The sequence below is a fragment of the Nonomuraea sp. NPDC047529 genome, from assembly GCF_040642995.1.
GTDB lineage: Bacteria > Actinomycetota > Actinomycetes > Streptosporangiales > Streptosporangiaceae > Nonomuraea.
The window spans coordinates 44997-61604 of record NZ_JBEYTJ010000016.1 but is presented as its reverse complement, the minus strand read 5'-3'; the positions used below and the strand labels follow the sequence as shown (position 1 = coordinate 61604).

The following is a 16608-nucleotide window of genomic DNA, read 5'->3' as shown; positions in this document are numbered from 1 at the left end:
GTTTCTGATCATTTGGGCGGGTCACAGGCTTTGGGGGCGCGGATGGCCGAGTTCGGAAGCATCGACAGCCTTGTCAACTGGACCACGGCCGAGGACTCGGCGGTGACCGAGCGCATGTCCGCCACGGTCGTCACGAGCGACGGAGACACGGGTGAGCCCGGACAGGTCGCTCCTCTGACGGCCGTCGCCGGCCTCGGACGGGAGCCGTACGTCCAGGAGGTCGCGGACGACGGCGAGCACCGGCCGGACGACGGCGCCGTGGAGCCGGGGAACCCGGGCGACCTCGTCGAGATCTCCGGCGACGGCACCCCACCCGAGCCACACGATCCGCCCTCCACCGACCCGACGGACCCCGCCCGCGAGGACACCCCGGCCACCGAGGACGACCCGGCCACCCAGAGCCCGCCCATCCTGGAAACCAGACCTTCCGACTCCACCCCCTCGGATCCCTCCCCCGACCCCGAGACGCCCACCCCACCCGGCGACTCCGAGACACCCGGATCGACCGCGCCGGGGCCGCCCGCCGACTCCGAGGGCGCCGGCACCCCCGACGCCGAGCGCCCTCCGTCGCCCACGACCCCCGACCGGCCCGAGGGGACCCCGTCGTCCGGAGAGCCGACGCCCGACCGGCCGGCCGCGACCACCCCCGAGGACACCGCGAAGGCGCCCGACGTCGCGAAACCCCCCACGGCCACCACCCCCAAGGCGGACGACCCCGAGAAATCCCCCAAGGCGACCACCCCGGCGGGCGGCGGCGGCGGGATGCCGAGCGGCGCGACCCCGGACCCCACCGCCGCCACCCCCACCACCCCCGCCGCCGCCGCGAACAAGGACGGCTCAGGCAGGGAACGCCCCCAGGACCCGAAGGCGACCGCGCTGAGCGACGGCGGCGTGTCCGGCGACTGGCGCAAGGCCCGCCCGGAGGCCATGGAACGGCTGGGCCAGAGCCTCGCCCCGACGCAGGCGGGGGGTACGCACACGCCGGGAGACCGGTTCAGGGCGGTGGAACGCATGGTCAGAGGCGCCACCCCCGGCTTCCCGGGCTTCGGCCTGGTCGGGAAGTTCGCCTTCGACGGCGCCTACGACGCGGCCCGCAACTCCGCCGCCGACTACCTCAAGCACGCCAAGAACCAGCTCGGCCGCTGGCAGACCCAGCTCAACGAGGGCGCCAAGGTCATCAGGGACGCCAACGCCAAGAGCACGCCGAAGAAGTAGGGACCATGGACCAACACCGCAACGGCACGAACCTCTACACGATGGCCGTGGCCTTCTGCAACGCGGGCGCCATGATGAAGACCAACGTGGCGCTCTCCGTCGTCTGCAAGATGTGCGCCGCGCTGATCGGCACGATGTTGTCCAGCCCCGAGGACATCCGCGGCACGGCCCACGAGGTGCGCGCCGCGACGCACGAGGTCGAGCAGGCGAAGGAGAGCGTACGGCAGCTCATCGCCGGGGTCTCCAGCCAGGACTGGGAGCAGATGGCCCGGCCCGAGATGGAGAAGGTGGCCGAGAGGTTCACCCTTGAGGTGGCCAAGACCGGCGGCGTGTACAAGGAGCTGGCCCACGCCCTCGACCAGCTCGCGAAGCTGTCCCAGACGGGTGCGGTGTCGTCCGTCACCCTGGGCGGGTTGTTGCTGGGCCTCTCGGCCGCCGGGCACTTCTTCCCGGGCAGTCCGCTGGCGGCCTCGGCGGCCGTGCGGGCGCAGGGGGCGCTCAGGCGGTTCCTGTCCAAGATGCTCGTGGCGTACGGCGCGGCCGCCACCCTGGCCTGGGTGGCGAGCGGGCTGATGTCCGCCTTCAAGGACACGGGCATGTCGGAGGCGGTCACGCTCACCGGCAAGGACGCGCCCGCCTTCGAGCAGGTCGTCATCGCCGACCTGCCCACGCAGCGCCCGGCCTAGCTCACAACTCCAGCCGCCGCCGGATGCGGTCGAGTTCGCCCATCACGTCCTCGAACGTGCGGTTGTAGGCGGACTCCGCCTCCTTGATCTGGTTCAGCGCGGCGTCCGGGTTCCTGAGGTACGTCATGGGGTTGTCCTCGGAGTCGCCGAACGTCTCGCTCATGCCCTCGGCGACCTGCCGCTGCAGGTCGGCGGTGGCGTCGTTCAGCGCCGTCTTGATGAGGTCGGCCAGCTCGCCGGACGACAACCGCAGGCCCTTGGGGTGCAGTTGCAGCTCGCGGACGCCCTCGTGGCCGCACTCGACGGTGACCAGCCCCTGCTCGTCCTGGGCCCGTCCGACGAAGGAGTCCATCTTCTCCTGGAACTCCTCCATGCGGGCGAACTGCTGGTCGGCCCCCTTGAGCAACTTCTCGATGTCGATGTTCGCGAAGTCTCCGAATTCCTGCACAGCCTCACTCCTCCGCTCGAAACGGCCAGCAAAGTATCAGCCCGACAACCCCCGTACCCAGGTGTAGAGCTCCAGCACGCCGGCCGCGAGCGGGAAGAGCTCGACGATCAGCAGCAGGTCCAGGATGTCCCCGGCCCGTCCCCAGAACGGCGACGGCTTGCCCGAGGCCAGCCCCCTCCCGACGCCCACCATCAGCAGGGACGCCCACAACACGCAGACCGCCACCGCCAGCGCGCCGATGACCCCGCCCTTGGAGCTGAGCGCGAAGGCCGTCATGGCGAGCCCCGCCATGCCCGACCCGACCAGCCAGAGCCGCTGGCCGACGCCGGAGAACACGCGGGCGCGCATGATGAGCGTCAGCGAGATCGCGACGGTCATGATGTACGCGATCAGGCCGTCGTGCAGCACCAGCAGCGCCTGGGCGACCAGCGCGGCCAGCCCGACGGCGACGATCTGCGCCGTGGCGTAACGCTGGGCGATCACGGTGCGCTCCTGGATCGCCGCCGCGTCGAGCCGCTGGTTGTCGGCGCGCAGTTCCTCGGCCGTCGTGGGCATGGCCGGCAGCGGCACCCGGGCCAGCCGGAACGACAACGTCGGCACCAGCGGGCTCAGCGCCAGCAGCACGGCGATGGCCACGGCCGCCACCCCCGCGGGGACGGTTCCGGTCAACATGACCACCGCCGCACAGACCGCGCCACAGGACGCGGCGATGGACGTGCCGAGAAAGCCGGGAATGCCATGCGAGATCATCATCCCGGCGACGGCGGCGGCGAGCGCGGTGCAGGCGAACGCGGCGAGCAGGTGGGGAGCGCCGACACCGGCCGGGCCGCCGGTCCCGGCGGGCGTGACCAGCCCGGCCAGAAAGGCGTAAGGCAGCGCCGCGTGACCGATCAGCGCGCTCGCCATGGAGTCGCCCATGGCCCGCGACAACACGGTTCCGGCGGCGATGAGCAGCAGTGCGAGCGTTCCGAAGACGACCGGCCCGACCAGCGGGGGCAGGCCCGCCGAAGCCAGGCCGACGGCCCCGAGGACCAGCAGCCCCGTGGCTCCGGCCGCGCCGAGACCTCTGGTGTGGGCCGCCGTCCACTTGCCCGGCCCCTCGCGCACGCCGGTGGCGACGACGTCGGCCACGTCGTCGAAGATCGCGGCCGGCAGGACCGACTCACGGGGGCGCAGGTAGAGGATCTCGGCGTCGAGCACGCCGAGCGCGCTGAGGCTCTGCTCCAGGTCGAGCGGGGCGCCGCCGAGCCGCTGCAGCGTCCATCCCGGCGACGAGGCCGCGTCGCCGCCCACCTCGCCGAGCATGCGCAACAGCCCCGGCAGCACGTGCGGCAGCGGGATGTCGGCCGGCAGCGTCAGGTCGGCCTTGCGGCCGGGCCCCACGATCGTGAGGTTGCACAACGTCGGCAGCGGCAACGGCAGTTGCGCGAGCGCACCCTGCTGAAGCGGCCCCGACGGCGCCTGTGCGGGCCCGGCGGTCTCCCCTGCGGGGGGCCGGGACTCGGGCAGCGGCGGCTTCTGAACCATCGATCCCACGGTCCACTCCGTCCCAAAAGGATCACGGACAGCACAGACCATAGCGGGTCGATTCTGGTAAGAACGTCGCGTGAGCAAAGTGGTTGTCCGGCGCCCGGAGCGTCGTCCCGGCCCGAAGCCACCTCGCGGAGAAGTCATGCTGGAGTCTCCGCCGGAGATCCCCGAGGTTCAGGGCCAGGGTTTCATGGCGGTCCTCACCTACCTGCCCATGGTGGCCGGGGGCGCGGCGATGGCGCTGATGTTCACCGCAGGGGGCGCCAACACCAGCCCGGTCATGTACGTGGCCAGCGGCCTGTTCGCCGTCTCGATGGTCGGCATGAGCGTCGGCCAGATGGGACGCCAGTCGGGCGAACGCAAGCACCGGCTGAACGGCGCCCGCCGCGACTACTTCCGCTACCTCGGCCAGATCCGCAGGAAGGCCAGGCGCGCCGCCAAGCAGCAGCGCGAGGCCCTGGAGTGGAGCGGCCCCGAGCCGGACTCGTTGTGGTGGATCGCGATGGGCCCCCGCCTGTGGGAACGCCGCCCCCGCGACGAGGACTTCAGCACGATCCGCCTCGGCACCGGCGTGCAGAAGCTGGCCATCCAGCTCTTCCCGCCCGACTCCAAGCCCGTCGAGGACCTGGACGCGCTCTCCTCCGGCGCGCTGCGCAGGTTCATGCGCGCGCACTCCACCCTCGCCCGGCTGCCCGTCGCCGTCGCCCTGGCCTCCTTCGCGCGCATCCGGCTCACCGGCGACGTCGCGGCGATGCGGGACCTCGTCCGTGCCGTGATCGGCCAGGTCGTCACCTTCCACTCCCCCGACGACATGCGGATCATGGTCTGCGCCGACCAGGAGCGCATGCCCCACTGGGAATGGGTCAAGTGGCTCCCGCACGCCCACCATCCCGACATGGCCGACGCGTCCGGGCCCGTCCGCCTGATGGCCGGGAACCTCGGTGATCTCGATCGGCTCGTCGGCGGCGACCTCAAGGAGCGGCCCAGGTTCCAGCCGGGCTCACCGGCCGGCGAGCTGCCGTACCACGTGGTGATCGTGGACGGCGGGCACATGCCGCACGACTCCCAGCTCGGCAGCGACGCCATCCAGGGCGTGACCGTCATCGACCTGACCGGCTCCACCGGCGCCGTCGAGGAGGGCAACACGCTGCGGCTGGAGGTCCAGCGGGACGACCTGCACATGGTGAAGGTCGACCACGCGGGCAAGGAGCGCAGGACGCGGCTGGGCGCGCCGGACCGGCTCTCCTACGTGTGCATGGAGGGGCTGGCCAGGCAGCTGTCCCCGCTGCGCGCCTCGTCCAGGAGCGGCGGCGACGGCGAGGACATGTTGTCGATCAACACGACGCTCACCGACCTGCTCGGCATCAGCGACCCGCGCGCCCTGGACCCGGCCGTCACGTGGCGGCCGCGTGCCGGACGCAACCGGCTGCGCGTGCCGATCGGGCTCGGGGCGGACGGCCGCATGGTCGAGCTCGACATCAAGGAGTCGGCCCAGGGCGGCATGGGCCCGCACGGCCTGCTGATCGGAGCCACCGGCTCCGGCAAGTCGGAGCTGCTGCGCACCCTGGTGCTCGGGCTCGCCGTCACCCACTCCTCGGAGATCCTCAACTTCGTCCTGGTCGACTTCAAGGGCGGCGCGACCTTCCTCGGCCTCGACTCGCTCCCCCACGTCTCGGCCGTCATCACCAACCTGGAGGACGAGCTCCCCCTGGTCGACCGCATGCACGACGCGCTGCACGGCGAGATGGTGCGCAGGCAGGAGCTGCTGCGCGCGGCGGGCAACCACGCCTCGCTGCGCGACTACGAGCGGGCCCGCGAGCAGGGCGCCAACCTGTCGCCGCTGCCCACGCTGTTCGTCGTGCTCGACGAGTTCAGCGAGCTGCTGTCCACCAAGCCGGAGTTCATCGACCTGTTCGTGATGATCGGCCGGCTCGGCCGCTCACTGGGCGTGCACCTGCTGCTGGCCTCCCAGCGGCTGGACGAGGGCCGGCTGCGGGGGCTCGACACGCATCTGTCGTACCGGATCGGGCTGCGCACGTTCTCGGCGATGGAAAGCCGGGCGGTGCTGGGCGTGGCCGACGCGTACGAGCTGCCCTCGGCGCCGGGCAACGGCTACCTCAAGTTCGACACGAGCGGCATGACCCGGTTCAAGGCCGCCTATGTCTCGGCCGCCTACCATCCCGACCCCAGGCACGTGACCGACAGCGGGCAGCCCGCGGCGCGCGAGGTCATCGAGTACGGCCACGCCTACGCGCCGCTGCCCGCCGCCGAGACGCCCCCGGAGGAGACGCCGGAGGAGCCGGAGCAGGGCGGCGCACAGGCGAGCCTGCTCGACATCGTGGTCGGCCGGCTGGAGGGACGCGGCCCCGCGGCGCACCGCATCTGGCTGCCGCCGCTGGCCGAGCCGCCGACCCTGGGTCACCTGCTGCCCGCGCTGTCGGTGACCCCGGAGCTCGGGCTGTCCACGCCCGGCTGGGACGGCCGGGGCCGGCTGCACGCCGTCGTCGGCATCATCGACCGGCCCTTCGACCAGCGACGGGACCCGTACTGGCTGAACCTGTCCGGCGCGGCGGGGCACGTCGGCATCGCGGGCGGCACGCAGAGCGGCAAGAGCACGGTGCTGCGCTCGCTGATCGCCAGCATGGCGCTCACGCACACGCCTCGGGAGGTGCAGTTCTACTGCCTGGACTTCGGCGGCGGCACGCTGTCGGCCCTGGAGGGGCTGCCGCACGTGGGCGGCGTGGCCAACCGGCAGAACGCCGACCGGGTCCGCCGTACGGTCGCCGAGATCTCGGGCATCCTCCAGCAGCGCGAGCGGGACTTCGCCGACCACGGCATCGACTCGATCGCCGCCTACCGCAAGCGGGTGGCCGACGGCAGCGTCGAGGGCGACGGCTGGGGCGACGTGTTCCTGGTCGTGGACGGCTGGCTGACGATCCGGCAGGAGTACGAGAGCCTGGAGCCGGTGATCACCGACCTGGCCACGCGCGGGCTCGGTTACGGCGTGCACGTCATGGCGACCACCAACAAGTGGTCGGAGTTCCGGCCGGGCCTCCGCGACCTGTTCGGCACCAGGATCGAGCTCAAGCTCGGCGACGCCTACGAGTCGGAGGTCAGCCGCAGCGCGTCGCTCGCGGTGCCCGAGGGCACGCCGGGGCGTGGGCTCACCAAGGACGGCATGCACTTCCTGTCCGCCCTGCCGCGCATCGACGGGGTGCGCGGCGCCGACGACCTCGCCGACGGGCTGCGTTCCCTCGTGGAGGTCGTCAACGAGTCGTGGCAGGGCCCGGCCGCCAAGCCGGTCCGGCTGCTGCCGTCCCTGCTTCCCGCGGCCGCCCTGCCCGGCCCGGAGGAGACCGGCGGGAACCGCATCGCGATCGGCATCGACGAGGCGACGCTCTCCCCCGTCATGCTCGACTTCGAGGCCGATCCGCACTTCGTCGTCTTCGGCGACACCGGGTGCGGCAAGTCGAACATGCTGAAGCTGATCATGGAGGGTCTCGTCGCGCGCAAGACCCCCAAGGAAGCCAGGCTGGTCGTGATCGACTACCGCCGGTCCTTGCTGGACACCGCGGCCACCGAGCACCGCATCGGTTACGCCGTCTCCAGCGCGGCGGCCGCGGAGCTGGTGCAGGAGGTGCGCTTCGCGCTGCTCAAGCGCCTGCCGCCCGCCGACCTGACCCCGGACCAGCTTCGCGACCGCAGCTGGTGGCAGGGGTCCGACCTCTACATCGTGGTGGACGACTACGACCTGGTCGCCACCTCGAACAACCCCCTGCAACCGCTGGCCGAGCTGCTGCCGCAGGCGCGCGACATCGGGCTGCACCTGATCCTGGCCCGTCAGATGGGCGGCGCCAACCGCGCCATGTACGACCACGCGGTGCAGCGGCTCAAGGAGATGGCCAGCCCGGCGCTGATCATGTCGGGCAACCGGGAGGAGGGCGTGCTGTTCGGCAAGGTGCGACCGCAGCCTCTCCCGCCCGGCCGCGCCTTCTTCGTGGACAGGAGATCGGGAGACCGGCTGATCCAGACGGCGTCGTTGGAATCGGAGGAAAACGGGTCTCTCCAACCGTGATGATCTCTACTATGCTCGATCTTCATGAGCAAAGGCGTCGTTGATGTTTCCTACACAGCGCTCGACGAGTGCCGGACGCGCATCCATGTGGCGTCGAAGGACTTCGCCCTCGAAGAGATCCTCAAGGTCAGCCAGTCGAAGACGCCCGCCGAGGTGACGCCACCCGACCTGTTCGGCAAGCTCGACGGGGCGGGCGACCTGGCCGCCAAGATCAGCGCCACCTGGACCGCCGTCCGCGTCGAGCTCGGCAGCGCTCAGCGCAGGCTGGAGAACGTCGAGCGGGCGCTCGACGAGGTGGAGACCAACCTCCGCAAGGCGGCGACGGCCTCAGGCGCATGAGCGACTCCATCGCCGTCCTCGCGCCGGACATCACCGAGATTCCCGGCGGGGGAGAGTTTCTGACGCTGCTCACCAAGGTCACGGGCAACCCCCAGGGCATCAAGGACATCGCCTACACCTGGGAGTCGTGCGGGTCGCACGCCGCCATCGAGACCGCCGCGCTCGTCAACAACCTCAACGAGGTCGACCGGAAGTGGGACGGCGACTCCGCGGACGCCTTCACCCGCTACATGCAACAGTTCCCCAAGGCAGGCGGCGAGTTCAACACCGACGTCCACGCCTGCGCCGCGGCGCTCAAGAACGTCGCCACGGCGCTGGAGAAGGCCGTTCCGGAGATCACGACCCTTCGCGACGACACGGTCGGCCACGCGCAGCGGTACATGGTGAACTATCTGATCAACCATCCCAACACCGTCGAGGCCGACGCGAGGGCCGCGATGTTCGCCGACCCCTGCTTCACCGACGTCGTGAACGCCAACCTTGAGCGGGCCAGGAGCCTGGTCAGAACGGCCCAGGACGCCGTCGGGGCCGCCGCCACCACACTGCGTGACCACGTCCGGCCTGGCTCTCTCGACGGGTTCGGCCGGTTCACCCACATCCCCGACCCCGGAGGCCCGGACTTCGACCCGGGCGACAAGAAGGTCGTCTGGACGAGGGCGGACCACCAGGACGAGACGCGGGTGTCGGGCGGGGGCCCCGGGTCCGGCAACGGATCCGGGGCGGGCGGCGGCTCCGGGGCCGGCGGCGGTGGCTCGTCGGCGACGAGCACGCCCGCGCCCAAGGCCGAGGTGGTCGAGTGGATCAAGCAGGCGCTCACCGTCATCAGGTCACCCGAAATGGCGGAGGTCATGCGCCAGCGCGGCATCGACGTCAACGACCTGGACCCGAACGACCCCAAGGACGTCGAGCGCATCTGGACGATCATCTACCACGAGTCCGGCGGCAACCCCAATTCCATCAACACCTGGGACATCAACGCCAAGAACGGCATCCCGTCCCAGGGCCTGATGCAGACCATCCCGCCGACGTTCAACGCGCACGCCCTGCCCGGCCACGGCAAGATCCTCGACCCGGTCGACAACATCATCGCGGGCGTGCTGTACACCTACAGCCGCTACGGCAACCTCGCCAGACACCCCGGCATCGCGTCCCTGGAGCAAGGCGGCGGCTACCGGCCCTACTGACCTTCAGTGGACGCCCCCGCCCGGAGGTTCCCGGGCGGGGTACGTCCGTCGGTTCAGCCGCAGTTGGCCCAGCCCGCGGCGGTGCTCCCGGCACCGACGCTGCCGGAGAACTTCACGCACCTGCCCGGGGCGGCCAGCTTGACCGGCCCCGCGTAGTACTTGTAGTCGCCGCTGTCGGTCACGCTGTCCCCGTCCTGGACGTCGAGCGTCGCGCTCACCGGGCTCTCCTTGCCCACGCCCGCGTACTTCATCGTCACCACGCAGTTCTGCTTGGTGCCGCTGTTGTACAGCTGGAAGGTCTCACCGCCGTTGAACGACTGCGACCGCTGCACGTAGAAGCCGGACCCGCACACCTGGGTGGGCGTGTAGGGGTTCTTCGGCTCCGGCTCCGGCTGGGCCTCGCTCTTGGGCTGCTCCGGCTCGGGGGCCTCCGTCGTGGGCGGCGGGGCCTGCTGGGTGCTCTTGGCGGGGGCCGGAGCCTCGGTGCTCTTCTGGGGGGTCGGGGTCGGCTCCTGGGACTGCTCGGGCGTCCTGGTGTTCCTGGCCGTCGGCGTCGCCGTGACCGTCCTGGTCGCCTGCGGGCTCTTCGGCTGTGAGGCCGTCGGCTGCGGCGTGGTCGGCTGCGGGGTGGCGACCGGCTGGGTGGCGACCGGCTGCGTGGACGGCGGCGACGGCGTCGGCACCGAGCTGTACACGGGCGCGGTCGGGACGCCCGACGGCTCCTCGGTGGGCAGGATGAGCGGGCCCACCCCGTACGAGTCGGCGTCGGACGGCGTCGCCCACGGCACGTCCACATCGGCCTGGTCGGTGCCGGGCTCGCCCGGTTGCGGAACCGTCCCGTCGCCGGGACCCGTCGTCCCGTTCGCCGCCGCGTCGGCGGACCCGGTGGCCCCGTCGGTGGACCTGCCCTCGGCCGCGACACCGACCGAGTCGATCCGGTCCGCGTCCGTGTAGCGGCTGGCTCCCCACAGGCCCACCCCTGACAGCACCATGAGCGCGGCGACCGAAGCGGTCAGGCCGACCGGGAACTTCCGGCGCGGGGAGGCCGGGTCCACGACCGACGCCTGCCACACCTTGGGGCGCTGCGGCGTCTCCTGGATGGGCTGCTGCAGCCTCGGCGGCTCCCACGTCTGCTGCGGCTGCCCCGGCTGCTGGGCCGGCTGCTGGGGCTGGGGCGGCTGAACCGGCACGCCTTCGAGCGGTGCGGCGCCGTCCGCCGGCGGCAGGGCGGGAGGGGCGAACAGCGGGGTGAGGCCCGGGGCGTCCGCGGGCGGCAGCTTCGCCGTGACCTCCTGGTCCGCCGACGGGCCGCCGAGCAGGCGCAGCAGCGCCGCGTACGCGGCGGGCCGCTGCCTGGCGTCCTTCGACAGCGCCGCGGACACCACGGCGCGGAGCGGTTCGGCCAGCGTTCCCAGCTCGGGCGCGCCGGTCAGCACCTCGTCGGCGTCCTGACCGAACGGCGCCTTCCCGGTGGCGGCGAAGACCACCGTGGCGGCCCAGGCGAACAGGTCGGCGGAGGGGCCGTACGGCTCGCCTCTCAGCTGCTCGGGCGAGCGGTAGCCGATCTCCCCGGCGGCCTCGCCGAGGTCCAGGTCGGTCACCCGGACGCCGTCGGCGCCCATGATGACGTTGCCGGGGGTCAGTGCCCGGTGCGTGACGCCCGCCAGGTGCGCGGCGGTCAGCGCGGTCAGCGTCCCGACGGCCACCCGTTCCACCCCGTCGGGGTCGAGCGGCCCGTCGGCGGCGACGATCTCGGCCAGGCCGCGCCCCTCGACGTGCTCGCGTACGACGTACAGGTGGCCCTCGTGCAGGCCGGCGTCCAGCGTGCGCGCAATGGACGAGCTGGAAAGGCGCCGGACCTTGGCGAAGCGCGCGACGCCTTCCGCGTCGGCGTCCGGCTTCGCGGCCAGCAACTTGATCACCCGGAGGGGCGCGTCCTTCGACTCGCGGCCGAGGAAGGCCGCCCCGCGCGGCCCCTCCGGCAGGCGTTCCGACAGGTCGTGGTCGCCCAGCCTCTGTGGATCGTCTGGCTGTAACGGGTGCATCGTAGGTTCCCTTCGTATCCAGGCGCTGCGCTGCGGGCAGCGCCTGCATCAGCGGTCAACTGACGTCATTGGGCGGGCCCGTGCGCCATCCGCGGCTTCTGCCGAGCGGCAGCACCAGTGCGAGGGCGCCGGCCACGGCGGTGAGGATCAGCGCTCCCGCGGTCACGGCCAGCGCGGTGTTCCGGGCCCCGGCGTTCTGCGGGGGCACCTTGGCGATCGCGTCCGCCGCGATGGGGGCGGGCGGGGGCGCGGCGACCATGGGCCGTCCCGCGGGCTCGAAGGGCAGCACGGCGCTGACCGCCTGCACCGGGTTCACCATGCCCGCCCCCGTGCCCTTGCCGACGGATCCGTCGGCCGTGGCGATGATGCGCCGCCGTACCTGCTCCTGGTCGAGCTGCGGGAACCGGGCGCGCACCAGGGCGGCGGTCCCGGACACGTAGGCGGCGCCGAAGCTGGACCCCTCCAGATCCAGCTTGTACGACCTCCCCGGCCACGGGGCGATGATGCCGACCCCCGGCCCCAGGACGCCGACGGGCGTGGCCGTGTTGGAGGAGTCGGCGCGCCGCCCGTCGGGAGTGGCCGAGCCCACGGCCAGCACCCCCTCGTAGGAGCCCGGATAGGCGGGCACGTCCTCCTTCTTGTCGGTGATGTTCCCGGCGGCGGCGACGATCACGACGTCCCTCGCCAGGGCGTTGCGGACGGCCGCCTTGAGCGCGGGATTGTCGGCCGCCTTGATCGAGATGTTGATGACGTCGGCCTTGAGCTGGACCGCCTTGTCGATGGCCGCCGCCAGGGTGGCGACGTGGCCCTCGGCCTGGCTGCTCTGCTTGAGCACCATGACGGTCGCCCGCGGGGCCACGCCGTGGAAGGCGACGCCCGGATAGACGCGCCCGGCGATGATGCCCGTGACGGCGGTGCCGTGGCCGACGCAGTCGGTGTAGCCGGTCCCGGTGAAGTCGACGAAGTCCGACAACCAGGGCAGTTGCGGGTGCTTGACGTCGAGGCCGCTGTCGATGATCGCCACCCGGACGCCGGCGCCGGTGCTCAGCCGCCACGCCGTCTTGATGTCGAGCCGCTTCTGCGCCCAGGGCTCTCCGCCGGGCAGCTTCACCACGCCCGGTTCGGGGTTGCAGTCGCCGTCCGCCGACGTGGCGGCCGCCGGGGCGGCGGCGACGCCGAGTCCCAGGACGGCGGAGAGCAGCACCCGGCCGAGCGCGCCCGCGCGTCTCCGGCCGCCGCGCCCCGGGCGTGCCGCCGAGGTCCGGGGCATCACGGAGGCGTGGCCCGCGTTCGTACGCGATCGCTCCACCGCTCCACCAGGGTCGTCTCAGCCATCCGGATCGAACCGCGTCCGAGCGCCGAACGCGGCGATCGACAGGACCAGCGGGGCGATGGGGAACGCGGGCGTCCGCGCCCGGCCGCACATCTGTCCCGATCAAGTCGATTCGTTCGAGAGGCAATCCTGCGACGCCGGGTGATCTGTGTCGTTAGCGGAGAGTGCGAGATATCTTGGCGAGGAGCGCAGGCCGGCCGGACGTCCTCGCCTCGAAGGGTTCAGGCCGCGCCGTTCATTACGCGATTCCCCGTCTCGATCCCGTCGCCTCGGATCAAGATGAGAGACGTGCTGAGCATCCAGTCCCACGAGGCCGCCCCGGGCAAGCCGCGAGCCCGGAACGATGTGATGACCATTGTCCAGCCTTGACGCGCTTCTCGATCTTGAGCGGCGATTCACCGTGCCCGGTGCTCCGGAGAACGCCGTCACGGCCGAGGAATGCTCCCGCCGGCTCATCGACGCGGGCCTGTGGTGGGACGCCTGCGCCGAAACGGCCCGCACGCACCCGGAGCTGCTGCATGCCTGGGTTCGTGATGGTTGCTGGGCGCTCGGCGCCATCGACGACGCCGACACGCTCGACCTCGCGGAGCCGGGCGTCGACGGCTGGGGACGGGCCGCCACCGGCGCCTGGCATGTGGCCCGCATGGCCTGGCTGTCGAGCCGGACGTGGCCACCGGGCACCGAGGAGGCCGACACCCTGCTGGCCGCCGCCGTGCGACGCTGGCGTGACAGCGGCCTGCTGCCCGGCCATGGCCTCAGCGGGCTGCCGTCCCGGGCCGCCGCACGCCATCCGCACCTCATGAGCCGCCTGGACGAGCTGGGCGGCGGACCGGCCCGCTCGATGGTCGCGCTGGAGATCTGGTCGCCGGCCGCCCGGTCACGCCTGAGGTCGCGCCGGGAACACCTGATCAGGGTGTTGTTCGACGACGGCGACACCGGCCTGCTCGGGACCCTGCGCCTGGGCGTCCTGCGGGGCGGCCCGCCCGGGTTGTTCCCCGACCCGCGGACGATGTTCGACTTCCAGGCGGATGCGGCCTTCCAGGACGCGATCACCACGTCCTGGAAACGCCAGAGCGGCGGCGGGCGCGACATGCCGTGCGTGTTGTGGCGGTTGTCCATCGACGACGTGCGGTTGCGGCGAGTGTCTGGATCGTCCCTGGGAGCGGCGTTCGCGGTGCTGCTGGAGGAGACTCTCGGACCTCCGGCGCGGACGTCCTTCGCCGTGCCCGCCATGCCCGCCGTCCCGCGCGTGCGCTGGGCGCTCGCCCGCCCGCTGCGCACCCCGCGCACGCGGCAGGCCGTCACCGGGCGCATCGAGCCGACCGGACGGCTGGGCAGGGTCGGCGGCCTGGCCGCCAAGCTCACCCGGGCGTCCCAGAGCGAGATGAGCGTCGTCGCGCCGAAGGCCAACGAGGACTCCGACGGCCATCTGGCCGACGGCGTGCGGATCTCCTGGGCCGATGACGTGGCGGCCGCCCGGCGTCACCTGTACCGGCTGGCTCCGCAACGGGTCGGCGTCCTGGCGGGGCTCGCGCTGCTCGTCCCGCTCGCGGTGCTGGGCCTGGTCGTGTGGCGTGACGACACCTCCGAGCAGCTGCGGACCGCGTTGTCGCGCCGCCTGGCGGAGGCCGGCTCGCAGGTGTCCGCCACGGACCCGCAGCTGGCCGCGCTGCTCACGGTGGCGGCCGGCAACGCGGCGCCCACGGCCGAAGCGCGGCAGAGCATGTTGTCCGTCCTCGCCTCGCCCGCGCGCGCCGTGCTCGACGGGCACATCCAGGCGTCGCTGCACTCCGTGGCGCTGTCCCCGTCCGGCCGAACGGTGGTGACGGGCAGCGACGACGCCCGGCCGATGTGGTGGGACGTGCCGAGCCGCGCCCCCGCCGAACCGGCCAACAACGACTTCTTCTCCGGACGGTCGGTCGTCAAGGTCGTCTTCAGTCCCGACGGCCGTTACGTGGCGGCCACGCACAACCACGGGGGCGCGAGCCTGTGGGACGGCCGCACCCGCAAGCCCCTGCACGAGTTCGGCCAGGGCAGCAGCACGACCGCGATCGCCTTCATGCCCGACAGCGAGCGCGTGCTCTTCGCCGATTTCAGCGGCCGCCTCTCACTGTGGGACATCGCCGGGCGCCGGGCGGTGGACGCCGGCTTCCCACGACTCGTCGGGTCCGGATTCCTCAAGTACGACGAACTCGTCCTCAGCCCCGACGGCACGACGCTCGCCGCGGTGTCCTCCGACGTCCGCGGCGAGGCGTCCGTCCAGCTCTGGGACGTCCCGACGCGTTCACGGCGCGGCCCGGCGACGCGCGTGGACGACGTGCGCCCGGCCTTCAGCGCGGACGGGAGCACCCTGGCCGTCGCGGACGCCGAGGGCAGGCTCGTGCTCCTGGACGCCGGCCGCGGCACCCGCAGGACGACGCTGCCGGCGGCCCGCGTCACGGCACTGGGCTTCGACGCCAGGCTGAACCTGTGGATCGCCGGGGACGAGGAGGGAGTCGTCCGGCTGTGGGACCCCGAACTCAAGGAGGCGGTCGGGATGGCGCTGACCGGCCACGACGGAGCCGTGCGGGCGATCGACGTGGACCGTGCGGGCACCACACTCGTCTCCGGCGGCGAGGACGGCAGGACCCGGCTGTGGGACCTGTCGTACTCCCACCCCCTCCAGGGCCCGCTGACCGCCGGAGACGACGAGGTCACTTTGCTGGCCTTCTCCCCCGACGCGGCCACCTTGTGGACGGACGCAGGCTCGTCGTTCCGGCGGAACGGCGGCGGCTGGACGTCCAGGCGCGACACCGAGCCGGTACGGGCCGTGTCCGGTGACGGGAGGATCTGGGCGTCCCAGCGGCAGGGCGGCCTGACGGCGGCGGGAATCGTCGGTCCCGGGCCCATCACCCTCCACTCCGCCTCCGGCGGGAAGCCGCTGCGGACCATCGCCCGGGTCGACGGCCGCGTGCCCGAACTGCGAGCCCTGAACCGCGACGGGACCCGCATCGCGGTCACGCTCGAAAGGGACACGTTCGGCGCTTCGACGGTCGGCGTGGTGGACGCGGCGACAGGGAAGACGGCCGGGAAGCCCGTCGAGACGCCGCTCGGCATCAGGCATCTGGCGTTCGGCGGCGACGGGAACTCGTCGATGGCGATGAGCTACCGGCCCGTCCCCGAGAGCCTGGACGAGCGCGTGGACCTGTGGGATCTCACCGGCCCTCGCTTCCTGCGCCGCCTGGAGGGCGACGCGGGCGTCATCGACGCCCTGGCGTTCAGCGGCGACGGAACCCGGATCGCCGCGGCCACCTCCGACGGCTCCGTCCGGCTGTGGAACGCCGCGACCGGGCGGCCGTCCGGTTCCCCCGTCCCCACCGGCCAGGGCATCGTCAGCCTGCTCGCCTTCGCGCCCGACGGGCGGACGCTGATGTCCAGCGGCGGACGCGGCGCATGGCGAGCCGCCGACCACAGGACCATGCGCCGGTGGGACATCGCGTCCGGGCGCGCGGTGGGCCCGCCGATCGAAGGCGGCTTCAAGGCGGTGGCCTTCACGCCGGACGGCGCCCGGATGGCGACGGGCGGCAGGAAGGGCCGGGTCTGGCTGTGGAATGTCAGCGTCCCGGCCGAGCTGGACGAGGCGTTGTGCGCGATGGCCGGGACGCGCCGGATCACGCCGCAGGAATGGCTGACCCACGCGCATCAGACGACCGCTCCGAACACCTGTACGCCATGAATCCGGCCTCCTCCGGCATTTTCCGTTCGCGCCCTGTG

The 16608-nt window shown here is 72.4% G+C and carries 10 protein-coding genes; 6 read left to right on the top strand and 4 right to left on the bottom strand.

Features of this window, described 5'->3' with window-relative positions; genetic code table 11:
- Nucleotides 1-42: 42 nt before the first annotated feature.
- Both ABZ815_RS24970 and ABZ815_RS24965 read left to right on the top strand, forming a co-directional pair.
- On the top strand, nucleotides 43-1215 hold the full coding sequence (locus ABZ815_RS24970) for a hypothetical protein (protein ID WP_357701767.1): 1173 nt from the start codon (nucleotides 43-45) through the stop codon (nucleotides 1213-1215).
- A 5-nt stretch (nucleotides 1216-1220) separates the two neighbouring features.
- A complete protein-coding gene (locus ABZ815_RS24965; RefSeq protein ID WP_357701765.1) occupies nucleotides 1221-1901 on the top strand; it encodes a hypothetical protein in 681 nt (226 codons plus the stop codon).
- A gap of 1 nt (nucleotide 1902) precedes the next feature.
- Here the strand turns inward: ABZ815_RS24965 and ABZ815_RS24960 are convergent, their stop codons facing one another.
- Nucleotides 1903-2349 carry a YbaB/EbfC family nucleoid-associated protein gene (locus ABZ815_RS24960; RefSeq protein ID WP_357701763.1) on the bottom strand — a complete coding sequence of 149 codons (447 nt, stop codon included), beginning with the start codon at nucleotides 2347-2349 and terminating at the stop codon, nucleotides 1903-1905.
- 36 nt (nucleotides 2350-2385) lie between these two features.
- Nucleotides 2386-3876, bottom strand: a complete 1491-nt coding sequence (gene eccD / locus ABZ815_RS24955) for a type VII secretion integral membrane protein EccD (RefSeq protein ID WP_357702042.1) — start codon at nucleotides 3874-3876, stop codon at nucleotides 2386-2388.
- A 145-nt stretch (nucleotides 3877-4021) separates the two neighbouring features.
- Here eccD and eccCa point away from each other — a divergent pair, with 145 nt between their 5' ends.
- The 3 genes from eccCa to ABZ815_RS24940 are packed head-to-tail and all read left to right on the top strand — an operon-like array spanning nucleotide 4022 to nucleotide 9477.
- Complete coding sequence (gene eccCa / locus ABZ815_RS24950; protein ID WP_357701762.1) at nucleotides 4022-7954, top strand: type VII secretion protein EccCa; 3933 nt, start codon at nucleotides 4022-4024, stop codon at nucleotides 7952-7954.
- A 24-nt stretch (nucleotides 7955-7978) separates the two neighbouring features.
- On the top strand, nucleotides 7979-8293 hold the full coding sequence (locus tag ABZ815_RS24945) for a hypothetical protein (protein ID WP_357701760.1): 315 nt from the start codon (nucleotides 7979-7981) through the stop codon (nucleotides 8291-8293).
- Nucleotides 8290-9477: a transglycosylase SLT domain-containing protein gene (locus ABZ815_RS24940; protein ID WP_357701758.1), complete on the top strand. Its 1188-nt coding sequence runs from the start codon at nucleotides 8290-8292 to the stop codon at nucleotides 9475-9477. The genes ABZ815_RS24945 and ABZ815_RS24940 overlap by 4 nt, the downstream gene beginning before the upstream one ends.
- Nucleotides 9478-9530: 53 nt before the next feature.
- Here ABZ815_RS24940 and ABZ815_RS24935 read toward each other — a convergent pair whose 3' ends face one another.
- Nucleotides 9531-11522 carry a hypothetical protein gene (locus tag ABZ815_RS24935; RefSeq protein WP_357701756.1) on the bottom strand — a complete coding sequence of 664 codons (1992 nt, stop codon included), beginning with the start codon at nucleotides 11520-11522 and terminating at the stop codon, nucleotides 9531-9533.
- Nucleotides 11523-11577: 55 nt separating this feature from the next.
- On the bottom strand, nucleotides 11578-12831 hold the full coding sequence (locus tag ABZ815_RS24930) for a S8 family serine peptidase (protein ID WP_357701754.1): 1254 nt from the start codon (nucleotides 12829-12831) through the stop codon (nucleotides 11578-11580).
- A 379-nt stretch (nucleotides 12832-13210) separates the two neighbouring features.
- Between ABZ815_RS24930 and ABZ815_RS24925 the strand changes: the two genes are divergently transcribed.
- Nucleotides 13211-16570 (top strand): WD40 repeat domain-containing protein, encoded by a 3360-nt coding sequence (locus ABZ815_RS24925; protein WP_357701752.1) that lies wholly within the window; start codon nucleotides 13211-13213, stop codon nucleotides 16568-16570.
- Nucleotides 16571-16608: the final 38 nt, after the last annotated feature.

What these genes read in the sequence shown, in the direction of transcription:
- eccCa (WP_357701762.1), top strand. Translation starts at nt 4,022, where the DNA reads ATGCTGGAGTCTCCGCCGGAGATCCCCGAGGTTCAGGGCCAGGGTTTC.
- ABZ815_RS24970 (WP_357701767.1), top strand. Translation starts at nt 43, where the DNA reads ATGGCCGAGTTCGGAAGCATCGACAGCCTTGTCAACTGGACCACGGCC.
- eccD (WP_357702042.1), bottom strand. Translation starts at nt 3,876, where the DNA reads ATGGTTCAGAAGCCGCCGCTGCCCGAGTCCCGGCCCCCCGCAGGGGAG.
- ABZ815_RS24935 (WP_357701756.1), bottom strand. Translation starts at nt 11,522, where the DNA reads ATGCACCCGTTACAGCCAGACGATCCACAGAGGCTGGGCGACCACGAC.
- ABZ815_RS24940 (WP_357701758.1), top strand. Translation starts at nt 8,290, where the DNA reads ATGAGCGACTCCATCGCCGTCCTCGCGCCGGACATCACCGAGATTCCC.
- ABZ815_RS24945 (WP_357701760.1), top strand. Translation starts at nt 7,979, where the DNA reads ATGAGCAAAGGCGTCGTTGATGTTTCCTACACAGCGCTCGACGAGTGC.
- ABZ815_RS24965 (WP_357701765.1), top strand. Translation starts at nt 1,221, where the DNA reads ATGGACCAACACCGCAACGGCACGAACCTCTACACGATGGCCGTGGCC.